Origin of the sequence: Xanthomonas sp. BRIP62418, from assembly GCF_003993495.1 — a bacterium.
Lineage (GTDB): Bacteria > Pseudomonadota > Gammaproteobacteria > Xanthomonadales > Xanthomonadaceae > Xanthomonas > Xanthomonas euroxanthea.
Window position 1 is genome coordinate 1 of the sequence record NZ_QEZG01000064.1, and the last position, 14,781, is coordinate 14,781.

Consider the following 14,781-nt stretch of genomic DNA (forward strand, 5'->3'; position numbering starts at 1 on the left):
CCCCAATCCCCAATCCCCAATCTTCAGAGCTTACGGCTCCAGTGCCAGCGTAGTCTCGGTATCGCTGTTGATGCGTGCCACGAAGCGGCCGTTGCCGGCGGGCAGGTTGGCCGGTAGCGGCCATTGGCGGGTCTGGCCGGGCAGCACGTAACCGGCCAGGTCGTCGCGGATGCTGCGGCGGGTACCGCCGGCATCGATGTAGGCCAGGTCGGCCAGCCGGGCATGGCTCGGCCCGGCATTGTGGACCTGCAGGGCGCGGCCGCTGCCGTGGCCGGACACGCTGGACTGCAGCACCGGGTGCTGTTCGCCGGGCTGGCTGGGCAGGGCGAATACCGGCGTGGAATACCGCAGCAGCTCGGTATCGCTGCCGGCGGCATGCTGGGTCACCACCAACCGGTAGCTGTCCTCGGCCTGCGCCGGGCTGGGGCCCAGCCGGATCACCCGCAGCAGCTGCCGGCCTTGCGACGGAATTTCGAACTGCGCCGGGCTGACGGTGGCCGCGGTGGCCGGTTCGAGCAGCTCGCGGTCGCCGTCCTGGCGCCAGCGGTAGAGTTTGGCTTCGGCGCGCCATGGCAGCGCGGCCTGGTTGTAGAGCCATACGGCCGCCTGGTCGCTGTCGGCGGGAATGCGTGCAGTGGTCGGGGCGATGGCGATCTCGGCGCCAGCGGCGGTGCCGACGATGGCCAGACCGGCCAGTGCAAGCGCCAGCAGGCAGCAGCGGGAGCGAGGCGTGGCCATGCTCAGAACGCGATCGTGGTCATGCGCGCACTGCCGGCAGGCGCAGGCCCGGCGAGTGCACTGGCATCCTGCCCGGTGCTGGTGACGGCGGTGTCCTCGGCGGTGCTGGCTGGCGGGGCGATCGCCATCGGCGTGCCTCTGGAACAACTGGCGCGCGGGGGCGCAGTACGCAGCTCGCAGCCGCTGAGCAGGCGCAATCCGATGTGCAGGGTGAAGTTTTCCGGGCCGCGCGCAGCGGCCGCGTTGGCCGCGGTCGAGGTCGCGGTGCAGACGAGGGTGACCAGCGTCAGGCGCTTCAGGAGAGTGACCAGCGTCATGAAGGCAATCGTTTGCATTGGAGACGTAACAAATAGCGACGCCCCCGATGCGAACTTTATTAACTGTCAGTAAGTGATGGAGACCGTCACCGTGTCGTTGTAGGCCCCTGCAATGGGCTGCTGCGGTGCCGGCGCGCGCCCATAGACGGTCACCGTCTGCGCGACGCCGTTGCCGGTGCCGCTGAGCGTATCGACGCCGATGCTGGTGCCCCAGCGGTTGCCGCGGCCGGCGTCCCGATACAGCTCGTAGGCGATGTAGTTGGCACTGCTGGCATGGCGCATGCGCCGGACGCTGCCGGTGGCATTGATGCCATCGCCCAGCCCGATATTCCAGGCGGTGCGGTTGGTGCACGACAGGCTGATGGTGGAAGTGCGATCGATGGCGGTATCGATGGTGCCGGCGATGCTGCCGAAATCCAGGTCGGTGGTGACGTAGGTATTGCAGCGTGCCGGCACGTTGGCCGAGGCAGTGAAGGGGAACGCATTGCTGGCGGTCTTGGCGCCGCTGCCGCCGGCCGTGCAACTGCTCGGCGCCGCCGGGACGCCGATGATGCTCTCGTTGTAGGAGTAGCGCAGCACGGTGTCGGCGCCGCCGAAACTGCTGGTGTGGTTGCCGACCGACAGGGTCTGGCTGGCCGGAATCCGCCCGTACAGGGTGAGGGTGGTCGTCTGCGAGCCGCCGGTGATCACCGGAACGCCGTAGGACAGCGTCAGCAGGCGCGGCGAAGGCGTCGTCGATCCGGTGGAGCCCCAGACCTGGGTGCGCGTGGCCTCGCTGTAGATCTGGAAGTCCAGGCTGTCGCCGGTGGGGTTGAGCATGCGGCGTGGCGCATACAGGCCGTTGCTAGCGCTGCCCGGCCCAAGGTCCAGGCAAAGACTCACCTGGGCATAGCCCAGCACGCTGAGCGCGGCGGTCGCGCAGGTGACATTGAGCGTTGCCACCGCATCGGTGGTGCCGTTGGCCGCCACATTGCCGAATGCCAGCGGGGTGCCGAGGGTGACGCTGCAGGTGGTGTCCGCGCGCGCGTCCTGACCGGGGGCAAGCCACAACACGGCGATCGCCAGCGCGAGCAGCAGGCGCCAAGGTGAGGGCAGGCTCATGGGGTCTCCTGCTCGAGCACGCAGGGCAGCGGGCCGACCCGCGGAATGCCGCCGGGGTTGGCCGGGTAGGTGAACCGAGCGCTGCAGCGGCCAGCGGGCAGCTCGACCAGGATGCGGTTGTCGATCTGCAGGTTGTCCAGATAGGTTTCGCCGTCGTAGCCGACCACCACGCGTTCGGCATCGCCTTCGCGCTGCACCACGCTGCCGACCGGCAACGGCACACCCTGGGCGTCGTGCAGCACGATCATGGCCGCGCGCACCCGGGTGATGCCGAAGCGCACCGCCACCCCGGACTGCTGGCGCGGTGTCACTGCGGTATCGACGCGGTCCACGCGCAGGTCCGCCGGCAGGTTCAGGGTGTCGATGGACAACTGGTTGCGCTGCCACGACTGCAGCGGGGTGACCAGCAGCATCCCGCGGGCGTCGGTGACGCCGATCAGGCGATTCTCCAGCCGCACCGGAATGCCGGGCTGGCCGTCGGTGGACACCACCGCGAAGGCATCCTGGATGTCGCGCGCGGCAAAGCCGCGGCCGTTCATCCACACCAGGCTGCCGCTGGCACTGGCATAGCCGAAGTTGTTGCCATCCTGGTTGGCGACGCCCAGGTTGTAGCGGCCGATGCGGTTCAACCACCCCAGTTCGGCCAGGCCGCCGCTGGCATCGTCGCCGGCCCGCCCCTGCAGGCGCCAGCCGATCCCGCCCAGGTCGCCGTCGCCGGGCAGTGGCTGGCTGAGGTCGGCCACAAAGCCGGTGCGGTTGCCGTTGCGCTGCATCGATGCGCTGGCCTGGCGCAACTCGCCGAACGTGGTGGACAACGACAGGTACAGGCTGCGGTCGCTGCGCACATCCAGGTTCTGGTTGCCGGACAGGTTGGCCGCCCAGTTGCGCCCGAAGTTGCGCGACCAGAACAGGCTCGCGTAACGCGAGGTGTCGCCTTGCGGGTAGCTCAGGCGCACATAGCTGGTGCCCAGCGAGCCGATCGGATTGACGTTGATGCCGAATGCCACGCGGTCGCTGATGCGCGCCGGCAACGCGCCCTGCAGCGCGCCCAGGTCGCGATAGTCGCCGTGGGTGCGCTGGGTGCCGGCGGTGACGTTGAAGCGACGGTTGTTCCAGGCATAGCCCAGCACGTACTGGCCACCGCGCAGCGCATCCATCCGGCTGTGCGCATAGGCGGCGTTGGCCACGCCGCCGACGCCGAGCAGCCACACACCGCCCGCACCGGCGTTGGCCACGCCGCCGCCGGCCTCGGCGTGCGCCTCGATGGTGAAGTCTTCGCGCAGGCCTTTGCGCAGCGTGGCGCTGGCAACCGTACGCGAGGCGTAGGAAAACGAGCGCACGCCGTAGTCCTGGCGCAGATGGCCGATGCCGGCCGACCACTCGGAAATGCCGCGGGCCAGCAGCTGCGGCGTGCCATAGAACGCGAAGTCCAGCCGGCGCACCTGGCCGAACGCATCGGTCACCACGATCTGCGCCTGTCCGGTCCCGCTGATGCCTGGTTGCGCGGCCAGCTGGAACGGGCCGGCCGGCACCTGGCCGCTGTACTGGCGCAGGCCATCGACGTAGAGCTCCACGGTCGAGGGCACCACCGCCTCGCCCAGGAAGCTTGGCGTGGGGGTCAGTACGCGATACGGCTGCAAGGCGTAATTGCGCCCGATCTGCACCCCGCCCAGGCGGATCGAGCGGCTCCAGTCGACAAAGCCGCTGTAGAAATCGCCGACCGTCAGGCTGGTGGCGCTGTCGGGGAAGTCCATCTGCCAGGCGCTGTCCAGGCGCACCGCTTCGCTGCGCCAGCGCTGGTCCTGCGGGCGGTCGTAGGCCAGGAACACCGCAGTGGTATCGACCATGCCGCGGCCGATGCCGAAGCCGCGCACTTCGGTCGCCAGCGACACGCTGCTGGCCCCGGCATTGCGCGTGGCATAGAAGTCGTAGTTGAGCAGCATGCCCGGCGAGGCGGTGGCGCTGGGCGGTGCGACCTGTTCGGCCTTCAACACCGTGGTGGAGAGCGACAGCTGCGCCAGCGGCACCTGCAGCGCCAGCCGTTGCAGCGCGGCGTCGTAGCGCACTTCCACGTCGGGCAGGCGATCCAGGTCGACCAGTTCGCTGGCGGCGCGGTCGGCCAGGATGAAGCCCAGCTTGCGCAGCGTGTCGACCGAGCCGCGCAGGTGACCGTCCACCAGTTCGAACGGTGCCAGGCCGCGGTCGGCCTGATTGAGGGTGACATCCAGGTACAGCGTCTGCGGCAGGGCCGCCACGCTCTGCGGGGCCTGATCGGGCAGTGGCGCCATATCGGCCAGGTCGCCGGAGCCGGCATGCGCCAGGCAGGTGGCGGTCGCAAGCAGCGTCATCGCCAGCCGGCCCGCATCACGGCGTTGTCGGCGCTGCCAACAAGGTGCGTTCGTCCGCCTCACCATTGATCCTTGCGATGATGGTGCCGCGGCCGAACTGGGCCAGCGGTGCACCCAGCGACCAGCGCATGGTCTGGCCGGGCAGGACATAGCCCACCAGCCCGTTCAATGCGGTCTTGGTCGTGCCATCGACCCGATGCTGCAGGTCGGCGACCTGGGCGTGCCCATTGCCGGTGTTGCTGATCTGGATCTGCGCAGTGCCGTCGCTGCCGGCGATCACCTGCGTGTTCAAGGTCGGCGCGGATTCGGTCCTGCCCGGCGGCAGCAGGAAGATCGGCACCGAGTAGCGCAGCACGAACTGCATGCCCTTGCGGTCGGCATCGGCATTGGGCAATTCGTCGACGATGATGCGGTAGCAGGCTTCCTCGCTGGTGGGCGCGGGCCCGGCGCGAATGACCCGGATCAGCTGGCGCTCGCCGGCGGCCAGCGTGCGCATCGGCGGACTGATCAGCAGTTCCTGGGTCGGGTCCAGCTGATCCTTGCCGTCGCGCTGGGTCCAGCGATAGGCCCGGGTTTGCACCTGCACCGGCGCGCTGCCGCTGTTGCTCAGCCACAGCCCGTCGGCGGACTGCTGCGCGTTCAGCGTCAGCGAGGTCGGTGCCAGCTGCAGGCTGGCCGCATGGGCCGGTTGCAGCGGCCAGCCGCTGCCGAGCGCCAGCATCAGTGCCAGCCCGGCCGCGACCAGCCGGCCCGGCATCCGGTAGGACAGGGGGTGGTGCAATGGCATGCGCGCGCTCAATAGACGATCGTGGCGGTGATGGTGTCTTGGTAGGTACCGGTGGCGGGATTGTTGGCCGACGGGTTGGTCACGCGGCCGTAGACCGGATAGACCTGGTTGATGCCGGTGGCGGTGCGGCTCAGCGTATTGGTGCCGGTGGTGCTGCCCCAGACCGTGCTGCGGCCCAGATCCTGGTACAGCTGGTAGGCGATGAAGTTGTTGGTGGTGACCAGCGCATCGGTGTTCTTCATGCGGCGGGTGGTGACGTCGTTGGCGGTGCCGGCATTGCTGCCCGCGCTCAACGCAATGTTGTAGGGGGTCAGCGCGGTGCACTGTGCGGTCACGCTGCCGTTGGCGTCGGCATTGGCGGTGGAGGTGGACAACACCGAGCCGAAGTCGACGTCCGTCGCGGAAGCGGCGGTGATGGTGCAGGCCTTGGTGACGGCGATCTTGACGTTGAATGTGGTGGTATCTGCTGCAGTGGCAGCGCCAATGGTCGAGAGCAGGCCAAGGGACAGCAGGACAGGGCGGACAGTACGCATGGACATTTCCTTGACCGGTCTGGTCATTGGTGACGCGACGACTCGTCGCCCCTGACCCAATGCATCAGCCATGCCAAAGATTACCCTGAATGATTTGGCTATCTCACTGTTTAACCTCAGGGTTTTTCCCGAAAGTGCGATGTCTTTCGGATGACTCCGCTGACAGGCTTTTTGACGCGCGCGGTAGTGCGTCACACATGAATACGTGGCGCCGCCAGTTTCCTGCTGCCCCGTCCGTTTCTGCAGTTCTGCCGCCGCAACGCAAAAACGCGCGCGCAGGCCGTTCAGATTCAGCCCGAATCGGCGATAATCGTGGCCATGAGCGTCAATCTGAAAACCAAAGAAGAAATCGAACTGATGCGCGTCGCCGGCCGTCTGGCTGCCGAGGTGCTCGATGTCGTGGCTCCGTACGTGCAGGCGGGCGTGACCACGGCCGAGCTGGACCGCATCTGCCATGACCACATCGTCAACGTGCAGGGCACCATTCCTGCCAATGTCGGCTATCGCGGCTTTCCCAAGAGCGTGTGCACCTCGGTCAACAACGTGATCTGTCACGGCATCCCGAGCGCGGCCAAGGTCCTGAAGGACGGCGACATCGTCAATATCGATGTCACCGTCATCAAGGATGGCTGGCACGGCGACACCAGCCGCATGTACTACGTCGGCACGCCATCGGTGATGGCCAAGCGGCTGGTGGAAACCACCTACGAAGCGATGTGGCGCGGCATCCGCGCGGTCAAGCCGGGCGCGACGCTGGGCGATGTCGGTCACGCGATCCAGAAGTTTGCCGAGGCCGAGCGCTTCAGCGTGGTGCGCGACTACTGCGGCCACGGCATCGGCAAGGTCTACCACGACGAGCCGCAGGTGATGCATTACGGCCGCCCCGGCGAAGGCCTGGTGCTCAAGCCCGGCATGACCTTCACCATCGAACCGATGATCAACGAAGGCACCTACCACCATAAGACGCTGCCGGACGGCTGGACCGTGGTGACCAAGGACCGCAAGTTGTCCGCCCAGTGGGAACACATGGTCGCGGTGACCGAAGACGGCGTGGATGTGCTGACGCTGTCGCCGAACGCTCCCGCGCCGGTATGACGGCCACGCCGGCGGACCGACCCGACCCGGGTGCCGCCGGCGATGCCGAGTGGGCCGCGCAGGCGCGCCCGCTGCTGGTGCACGCCGACATGCGGCTGTGCAAGCGCTTCGACCAGGGCGAGCCGATCGAGCGCCTGGTGGCCTTGCGCGCACGCGCGGTCGATCAATTGATGCGCAATGCGTGGACGCGCTGCATCCCGGCCGATGCCGAACTGTCGTTGCATGCGGTCGGTGGCTACGGGCGCGGCGAACTGTTCCCGCGTTCGGACGTGGATGTGCTGGTGCTGGGCGAGACCGGCGTGCAGCAACAGCACGAGCAGGCCCTGGCGCGGTTGTTTGCCTTGCTGTGGGATGTGGGCCTGCCGATCAGCCACGCGGTGCGCTCGCCGGCGCAGTGCACCGCCGCGGCCGCCGACCAGACAGTGCTGACCGCCTTGATCGAGTCGCGTCCGCTGGTGGCCGGCAGCCAGGCGCGTGCGGCCCTGGCGGCCGCGATTTCGCCGCAACAGGTCTGGCCGGCGCGCGAATTCTTCCAGGCCAAGCGCGAAGAGCTGCTGGCGCGGCACCAGCGCTTCGGCGATACCGCCGACAATCTCGAACCGGATATCAAGGACGGCCCCGGTGGTCTGCGCGACCTGCAGACACTGGGCTGGATGGCGCTGCGCGCGTTCGGGGTCAAGGATCTGGAAGCGCTGGTCGGGCTCGGCCATGTCGGTTTCGACGAAGCCGCAGCGCTGCGGCGCGAACGCGAGGAACTGGCGCGCTTGCGCTTCGGCCTGCATCTGGTCGCCAAACGGCCGGAAGAGCGGCTGGGGTTCGATTACCAGAAGACGCTTGCCCAGCGGCTGGGCTTTGCCGACGACCCGGAGAGCCTGGGCGTGGAAAAGATGATGCAGCGCTTCTACCGCAGCGCTGCGTTGATCCGCCGCATCAGTGACCGCTTGCTGCAGCGCTTCGAAGAACAATTCGATGGCGAAGCGGTGCCGGAGCCGCTCGGCGAGGGCTTCAGTCTGCGCCGCGGTTATCTGGCCGCGGATGCGGAGGACTGGCCGGCCGGCGATGTGCTGCAGGTCTTTGCGCTGTTTGCGCAGTGGGCGGCGCACCGCGAGGTGCGTGGGCTGCATTCGCTGACGGCGCGCGCGCTGGCCGAGGTGCTGCGCGAGTTGCCGGCCTACGACGTGGCCGATGCGACTGCGCGCGACCGCTTCATGGCGTTGCTGCGCGGCCCGCGGGCGGTGGAGTCGCTCAACCGCATGGCGCGCCTGGGCGTGCTGGGCCAGTGGATCCCGGCATTCGCCAGCGTGTCCGGGCGCATGCAGTTCGACCTGTTCCATGTCTACACGGTGGACCAGCACACCTTGATGGTGCTGCGGAACATCGCGTTGTTCGCCGCCGGTCGCGCCGACGAGCGTTTTTCGATCACCCACGAAGTCTGGCCGCGCCTGCGCAAGCCGGAATTGCTGCTGCTGGCCGGGCTGTTCCACGATATCGCCAAGGGCCGTGGCGGCGACCATTCCGAGCTGGGCGCGGTGGATGCGCGCGCGTTCTGCCAGGCGCACCGGCTCAGCGACGGCGATACCGCGCTGGTGGCCTGGCTGGTGGAGCAGCACCTGCGCATGTCGGTGACCGCGCAGAAGCAGGACATCTCCGACCCGGAGGTGATCCACCGTTTCGCCACCCTGGTCGGCACGCGCGAGCGCCTGGACTACCTGTACCTGCTGACCTGCGCCGACATCGCCGGCACCAGCCCCAAGCTGTGGAACGCGTGGAAGGACCGCCTGCTGGCCGACCTGTACTTCGCCGCGCGGCGCGCGCTGCGCGAGGGCCTGGAACATCCGCCGCCGCGCGAAGAGCGCCTGCGCGAAGCGCGCGAGTCCGCACGCGCGTTGATGCAGGCGCAAGGCCACGACGATGCCACCATCGACCGCCAGTTTGCCGGCATGCCGGATGAAAACTTCCTGCGCTTCCGTCCCGAGCAACTGGCCTGGCAGGCGGTCTCGCTGATCGAAGTGCAGATCGGGCAGACCCTGGTCAAGGCGCGTCGCGCGGTGCCGGACAACGACGCGCTGGAAGTGTTCGTGTATTCGCCCGATCGCGATGGCCTGTTCTCGGCGATCGTCGCCACGCTGGATCGCAAGGGCTATGGCATCCATCGCGCCCGCGTGCTGGATGCGCCGCACGATGCGATCCTCGACGTGTTCGAGGTGCTGCCGCAGGACAGCTCCGCCGATGGCGACCCGCAGCGTCTGGCTGCGGCCTTGCGCCAGGTGCTGGCCGGCGACCTGCACAAGGTGCGGCCCTCGCGGCGGGCGGTGCCGCGCCAGCTGCGCCACTTCCGCTTTGCGCCGCGCGTGGAATTCAGCGAAAGCGCCGGTGGCCGCCGTACCCGCATCAGCCTGGTGGCGCCTGATCGCCCCGGCTTGCTGGCCGATGTGGCCAATGTGCTGCGCCTGCAACACCTGCGTGTGCACGATGCGCGCATCGCCACCTTCGGCGAGCGTGCCGAAGACCAGTTCCAGATCACCGACGAGCACGACCGCCCGTTGCCCGAATCCGCACGGCAGGCGCTGCGCGATGCGCTGTGCGCCTGCCTCGATCCCACCTAAGTAGTCCGTCAGTCCGTTCGGAGACCCCCATGGCCACCAGCAAGAAGACCGCGCGCAAGCAGGGCGCGACCACCACCAGCGCAGCGCCCAAGCGCGCCACGCGCGACAGCGGCAAGGCGCGTCAGGCACCGGCTGTCGACAAGACCAAGGTCACCGCGGCGGCCGGCAAGGCCGTTGGCGCCGGCAAACGTGTCGTCAAGAAAAGCGTTGCCAAGAAAAGCGCGGCCAAGCCGGCCGCCAGTGCGGCCCCGCGCGTGGCCAAGCAGCCGACCAGCGTGGTGTCGGCACCAGCTGCCAAGAAGGCTGCCGCTGCAAAGAAACTGCCGATCGCCGAAAAGGCGGTGCAGGGTGCTGCAACGCAGGTGGGCAATGACGAACTCAGGTTCGGCATCGAGAGTGCGTTCGAGCGCCGCGCCAGCCTGACCGTCGATGAGATCGACGGCTCCACCCGCGCCATCGTCACCCGCGTCATCGACGGCCTGGAGCGCGGCGAGTTCCGCGTTGCCGAGCCGGACGGGAAGGGCGGCTGGACCGTCAACGAATGGTTGAAGAAAGCCGTGCTGCTGTATTTCCGCGTCAACGAGATGGCGGTGATCGACGCGCAGCCGGCGCCGTTCTGGGACAAGGTGGAGTCGCGTTTTGCCGGCTTCGGCGAGGCCGAGTTCCGCAAGGCCGGCGTGCGCGTGGTGCCGGGCGCGGTGGCGCGGCGCGGCAGCTACTTCGGCAAGGACGTGGTGCTGATGCCGAGCTTCACCAACATCGGCGCCTATGTGGGCGAAGGCACCATGGTCGATACCTGGGCCACGGTGGGGTCGTGCGCGCAGATCGGCGCGCATTGCCACCTGTCCGGTGGCGCCGGCATCGGCGGCGTGCTCGAACCGCTGCAGGCCAGCCCGACCATCATCGAAGATCATTGCTTCATCGGTGCGCGTTCGGAAGTGGTCGAAGGCGTGGTGATCGGTCACCACAGCGTGATCGGCATGGGCGTGTTCATTGGCCAGAGCACGCGCATCTACAACCGCGCCACCGGCGAGATTTCCTACGGTTACGTGCCGCCTTACAGCGTGGTGGTGTCCGGCCAGCTGCCGTCGAAGGACGGCTCGCACTCGCTGTATTGCGCGGTGATCGTCAAGCAGGTGGATGCCAAGACGCGCAGCAAGACCAGCGTCAACGAGCTGCTGCGCGGTCTGGCCGATTGAGTAGCGCGCAGCCGGTGCTCGGCGCCATGGTGTCGCGTCCGGCCAGTGGCTGGATCCGTTGGGGCATCCCGGCCATGTGGTTGGGATGGGTGGCGCTCTACGTGGCCGGCGCGCTGGTGCGCGATGGCGTGCCGCAGCAGCTGGAGGTCCTGCGTTGGCTGGCGCCTGCACTGGTGGTGCTGATGACGCTGCGTCTGGCATGGGCATCCACCCGCTGGGCGCAGGTCGGCGATGCACTGGTGATCGTCCAGCATGGACGCTCGCAGCGCGTGGATCTTGCCGAGTTGCGCTCGGTCGATGCCGCATGGCTGATTCCGCCACGGCGGATGGCGCTGAGATTCCACGGCACACGCGCCGATGTGCTGTTCCTGCCCGCACACGGGCAGGAACACGATCAACTGGTAACCACCCTGTTGGCGCGTGCAAACGCGCGCCGCGGGGTCGAGAAGGAGACGAAATGACCACGCTCTACGGATTGAAGAACTGCGACACCTGCAAGAAGGCGACCAGGTGGCTGGACCGCTTCGGCGTGGCCTACACCTTCGTCGACTACCGCGAGCACCTACCCGCGCCAGAGACGCTGCTGGATTGGGCCGGCAAGGCCGGCGGATTCGAGGCGATGATCAACAAGTCCTCGACCACCTGGCGGCAGCTGCCCGACAACAAGAAGACGCCGGGTTCGGACGCCGAATGGAAGCTGCTGCTGCGCGAATACCCGCAATTGATCCGCCGCCCGGTGGTGGTGAGCGACGATGGTGCGTTCAGTCAGGGCTTCTCCGACAACGGCTTCAAGGCCAGGTTCAACATCGCCTGACGGCGCCATCGCGTCATCGGCTCGCGCACATGTGGGCGTGGCGGGCGCGTGGAAGGCAGGCTGCCTGCTGCTGCGACGGCCCGGGTGCATCTTTTTATCGGAAGGACGAGCATGACCAGTGACGTACTGCAACTGACCTGTGAGCTGATCGCACGCGCCTCGGTGACACCGGACGATGCCGGCTGCCAGGTGCTGATTGCGCAACGCCTGGAGGCCGCCGGATTCACTTGCGAGCATTTGCGCCTGGGCGAGGTCGACAATCTGTGGGCCACGCATGGCAGCGGTGCGCCGGTGCTGGTGCTGCTCGGCCACACCGATGTGGTGCCGCCCGGACCGCGCGAGGCGTGGACCAGCGATCCGTTCGATCCGCAGATCCGCGATGGTGTGCTGTACGGGCGCGGCACGGCCGACATGAAGGGCAGCGTGGCCGCCTTCGCGGTCGCCGCCGAACAGGTCGTCGCCGCCCATCCGCAGCACGCCGGTACGCTGGCGGTGTTGCTGACTTCCGATGAGGAAGGCGATGCCATCGATGGCGTGCGGCGCGTGGCCGAGCTGTTGCGCACGCGCGGGCAGGCGATCGACTGGTGCATCACCGGCGAGCCGTCATCCACCGAACGGCTGGGCGACCTGCTGCGCGTGGGCCGCCGCGGCAGTCTGTCCGGCACGCTGACGGTGAAAGGCGTGCAGGGGCATGTGGCGTATCCGCACAAGGCGCGCAATCCGATCCATCTGGCCGCGCCGGCATTGGCCGAGCTGGTGGCACGGCAGTGGGACGAGGGCTTCGAGAGTTTTCCGCCGACCAGCCTGCAAATTTCCAACATCCATGCCGGCACCGGCGCCAATAACGTGATTCCGGGCGAGCTGCAGGTGGCCTTCAATCTGCGCTACACCCCGCTGTGGGATGCGCCACGGCTGGAAGCGGAGATCGTCGCATTGCTGGATCGCCACAGGCTGGACTATGCGCTGCGCTGGCATCGCAGCGGCGAGCCGTTCTATACCCCGGAAGGGCGCCTGCGCAGCGTCGCACGTGTGGTGCTGGGCCAGTTTGCCGGCGCGCCCCCGGAAGAAAGCACCGGCGGCGGCACCTCCGATGCACGCTTCATTGCACCGTTAGGCGCGCAATGCATCGAAGTCGGTCCGGTCAACGCCAGCATCCATCAGGTCGACGAGCATGTGCGCGTGGCCGATCTGCAGGCCTTGCCGGCGCTGTACCGCAGCCTGATCGAGCGGCTGCTGGTCGACTGAACTGCCTGGCTGCCGCCCTCGTTGCCGCTGAAACAGTTGCGCCCGCGAAAACGAACGGTTAGCGTCGGCCACATGGTCTTCCAGCGCGCCAAGCTCAATAACGCCAACCGCAACAATCTGCGCGCGAACAATCGTGCGCGGCCGATGCGGGTCTGCGACTAGGCGACGTCCACCAAACGCCCAGGAATCAGAGAACCCGCATCGGCCGATGCGGGTTTTTTTATGGGCGTCACTTCCTGCAGCACGCTCTTCCACCGGCCGCCAACCCCCGCAGTTTCATCCAGGAGTGTTTCCATGTGTTCCATCTTCGGTATTTTCGGCCTGCAACCCGGTGACGATCTGCAGGCTTTGCGCCGGCAGGCACTGGAATGTTCGCAGCGGCAGCGCCATCGCGGACCCGACTGGAGCGGGGTGTATGTCGACACCGGCGCGATCCTGGTGCACGAGCGCCTGGCCATCGTCGACCCGGCCGGCGGCTCGCAGCCCTTGTTATCCGACGATGGCGAGCTTGCGCTGGCAGTGAATGGCGAGATCTACAACCATCGCGAGCTCAAGCAGGAACTGGTGCAGCCGTACGCCTTCCAGACCGGCTCCGATTGCGAGGTGATCAACGCGCTGTACCGCGAGGATGCGCCGGCCTCCTACCTCAACCGCCTCAACGGCATCTTTGCGTTCGCGCTATGGGACAAGGCCGCCGGGCGGGTGATCATCGCGCGCGATCCGATCGGCGTGGTGCCGCTGTACTGGGGTCACGATCGCGAGGGCCGGCTGCGGGTGGCCTCGGAGCTGAAGTCGCTGGTGGACGATTGCGCCGATGCGGCGCAGTTCCCGCCGGGTCACTGGTACGACAGCGCCACCGGCGCATTGAGCCGCTATTACGAGCGCGCCTGGCGCGAATACGCCGAGGTGGAAGGCGTGCAGGTGCAGTTGCAGGAATTGCGCGAGGCCTTCGAGCGCGCGGTGCATCGTCAGTTGATGACCGATGTGCCGTATGGCGTGCTGCTGTCCGGCGGGCTGGATTCTTCGCTGGTCGCCGCGGTCGCCGCACGCTACGCGCGCCATCGCATCGAAGAGAACGACACCACCGAAGCCTGGTGGCCGCGCCTGCATTCGTTCGCGATCGGCTTGAAAGGCTCGCCGGACCTGGCCGCTGCCGAAGTCGCCGCCGCCGCACTGGGCACCGTGCATCACGGCTTCGAGTACAGCTTCGAAGAAGGCCTGGATGCGCTGCCCGAGGTGATCCGCCATATCGAGACCTACGACGTCACCACCATTCGCGCCTCCACGCCGATGTTCCTGCTGGCGCGCCGCATCAAGGCGATGGGCGTGAAGATGGTGCTGTCGGGCGAAGGCAGCGACGAGATCTTCGGTGGCTATCTGTATTTCCACAAGGCACCGAACGCGCGCGAATTCCACGAGGAACTGGTACGCAAGCTGGATGCGCTCAACAACTACGATTGCCTGCGCGCCAACAAGTCGATGATGGCCTGGGGCGTGGAGCCGCGCGTGCCGTTCCTGGATCGCGAGTTCCTGGACGTGGCCATGCGCATGGACGCCAGCTTCAAGATGATCGACAAGACCAGCAGCGGCGCCACGCGGATGGAAAAAGGCGTGTTGCGCGAGGCGTTTGCCGGGTATCTGCCCGAATCCATCCTGTGGCGGCAGAAGGAGCAGTTCAGCGATGGCGTGGGCTATGGCTGGATCGATGGACTCAAGGCACATGCCGCCGCGCAGGTGAGCGACCGCGAGCTGGCTGCCGCCTCCAGGCGTTTTCCGGTCAATCCGCCGCAGACCAAGGAAGCGTATTTCTATCGCACGCTGTTCGAACAGTTCTTCCCCAGCCAGGCGGCTGCGGAGACGGTGCCGGGCGGCAAGTCGATCGCGTGTTCGTCGCCGACCGCGATCGCCTGGGATGCCAGCTTCGCCGCGATGGCCGACCCATCCGGCCGTGCGATTGCCGGCGTGCACGAGCAGGCGTTGGCGTCGTAACGCTGCTGC

The 14,781-nt window shown here is 67.5% G+C and carries 14 protein-coding genes; 7 read left to right on the forward strand and 7 right to left on the reverse strand.

Going from position 1 to position 14,781, the window contains the following annotated elements:
* Window positions 1-30 precede the first annotated feature (30 nt).
* The 6 genes from EO174_RS22660 to EO174_RS22685 are packed head-to-tail and all read right to left on the reverse strand — an operon-like array spanning window position 31 to window position 5,851.
* Window positions 31-738: a fimbria/pilus periplasmic chaperone gene (locus EO174_RS22660; RefSeq protein WP_126947666.1), complete on the reverse strand. Its 708-nt coding sequence runs from the start codon at window positions 736-738 to the stop codon at window positions 31-33.
* A gap of 2 nt (window positions 739-740) precedes the next feature.
* Complete coding sequence (locus EO174_RS22665; protein WP_126947669.1) at window positions 741-1,073, reverse strand: hypothetical protein; 333 nt, start codon at window positions 1,071-1,073, stop codon at window positions 741-743.
* A 48-nt stretch (window positions 1,074-1,121) separates the two neighbouring features.
* Window positions 1,122-2,156 (reverse strand): spore coat U domain-containing protein, encoded by a 1,035-nt coding sequence (locus tag EO174_RS22670; protein ID WP_164740309.1) that lies wholly within the window; start codon window positions 2,154-2,156, stop codon window positions 1,122-1,124.
* Window positions 2,153-4,504, reverse strand: a complete 2,352-nt coding sequence (locus EO174_RS22675; RefSeq protein WP_126947672.1) for a fimbria/pilus outer membrane usher protein — start codon at window positions 4,502-4,504, stop codon at window positions 2,153-2,155. Before EO174_RS22675 ends, EO174_RS22670 begins: the two co-directional genes overlap by 4 nt.
* Before the next feature lie 16 nt (window positions 4,505-4,520).
* A complete protein-coding gene (locus EO174_RS22680) occupies window positions 4,521-5,291 on the reverse strand; it encodes a molecular chaperone (protein ID WP_126947674.1) in 771 nt (256 codons plus the stop codon).
* Window positions 5,292-5,299: 8 nt separating this feature from the next.
* Window positions 5,300-5,851 (reverse strand): spore coat U domain-containing protein, encoded by a 552-nt coding sequence (locus EO174_RS22685; RefSeq protein WP_104556086.1) that lies wholly within the window; start codon window positions 5,849-5,851, stop codon window positions 5,300-5,302.
* Window positions 5,852-6,142: 291 nt separating this feature from the next.
* Here EO174_RS22685 and map point away from each other — a divergent pair, with 291 nt between their 5' ends.
* From map to dapE, 6 genes are all read left to right on the forward strand, one after another.
* On the forward strand, window positions 6,143-6,919 hold the full coding sequence (gene map, locus EO174_RS22690) for a type I methionyl aminopeptidase (protein WP_039520326.1): 777 nt from the start codon (window positions 6,143-6,145) through the stop codon (window positions 6,917-6,919).
* The gene (locus EO174_RS22695) at window positions 6,916-9,525 is read left to right on the forward strand and encodes a [protein-PII] uridylyltransferase (RefSeq protein WP_104648347.1); all 2,610 of its coding nucleotides are present in this window, start codon (window positions 6,916-6,918) and stop codon (window positions 9,523-9,525) included. Before map ends, EO174_RS22695 begins: the two co-directional genes overlap by 4 nt.
* 29 nt (window positions 9,526-9,554) lie before the next feature.
* A complete protein-coding gene (gene dapD, locus EO174_RS22700) occupies window positions 9,555-10,724 on the forward strand; it encodes a 2,3,4,5-tetrahydropyridine-2,6-dicarboxylate N-succinyltransferase (protein ID WP_164740310.1) in 1,170 nt (389 codons plus the stop codon).
* A complete protein-coding gene (locus EO174_RS22705; protein ID WP_126947677.1) occupies window positions 10,721-11,185 on the forward strand; it encodes a hypothetical protein in 465 nt (154 codons plus the stop codon). Before dapD ends, EO174_RS22705 begins: the two co-directional genes overlap by 4 nt.
* Window positions 11,182-11,538, forward strand: a complete 357-nt coding sequence (locus EO174_RS22710) for an arsenate reductase (RefSeq protein ID WP_126947680.1) — start codon at window positions 11,182-11,184, stop codon at window positions 11,536-11,538. Before EO174_RS22705 ends, EO174_RS22710 begins: the two co-directional genes overlap by 4 nt.
* Window positions 11,539-11,649: 111 nt before the next feature.
* Window positions 11,650-12,783, forward strand: coding sequence for a succinyl-diaminopimelate desuccinylase (dapE, locus tag EO174_RS22715; protein ID WP_126944127.1), 1,134 nt, complete (start codon window positions 11,650-11,652; stop codon window positions 12,781-12,783).
* A gap of 158 nt (window positions 12,784-12,941) precedes the next feature.
* Here dapE and EO174_RS23035 read toward each other — a convergent pair whose 3' ends face one another.
* Window positions 12,942-13,079 (reverse strand): hypothetical protein, encoded by a 138-nt coding sequence (locus EO174_RS23035; RefSeq protein WP_164740311.1) that lies wholly within the window; start codon window positions 13,077-13,079, stop codon window positions 12,942-12,944.
* Between EO174_RS23035 and asnB the strand changes: the two genes are divergently transcribed.
* Complete coding sequence (gene asnB / locus EO174_RS22720) at window positions 13,078-14,772, forward strand: asparagine synthase B (RefSeq protein ID WP_119132344.1); 1,695 nt, start codon at window positions 13,078-13,080, stop codon at window positions 14,770-14,772. The two genes, EO174_RS23035 and asnB, sit on opposite strands and share 2 nt — an antisense overlap.
* Window positions 14,773-14,781 lie beyond the last annotated feature (9 nt).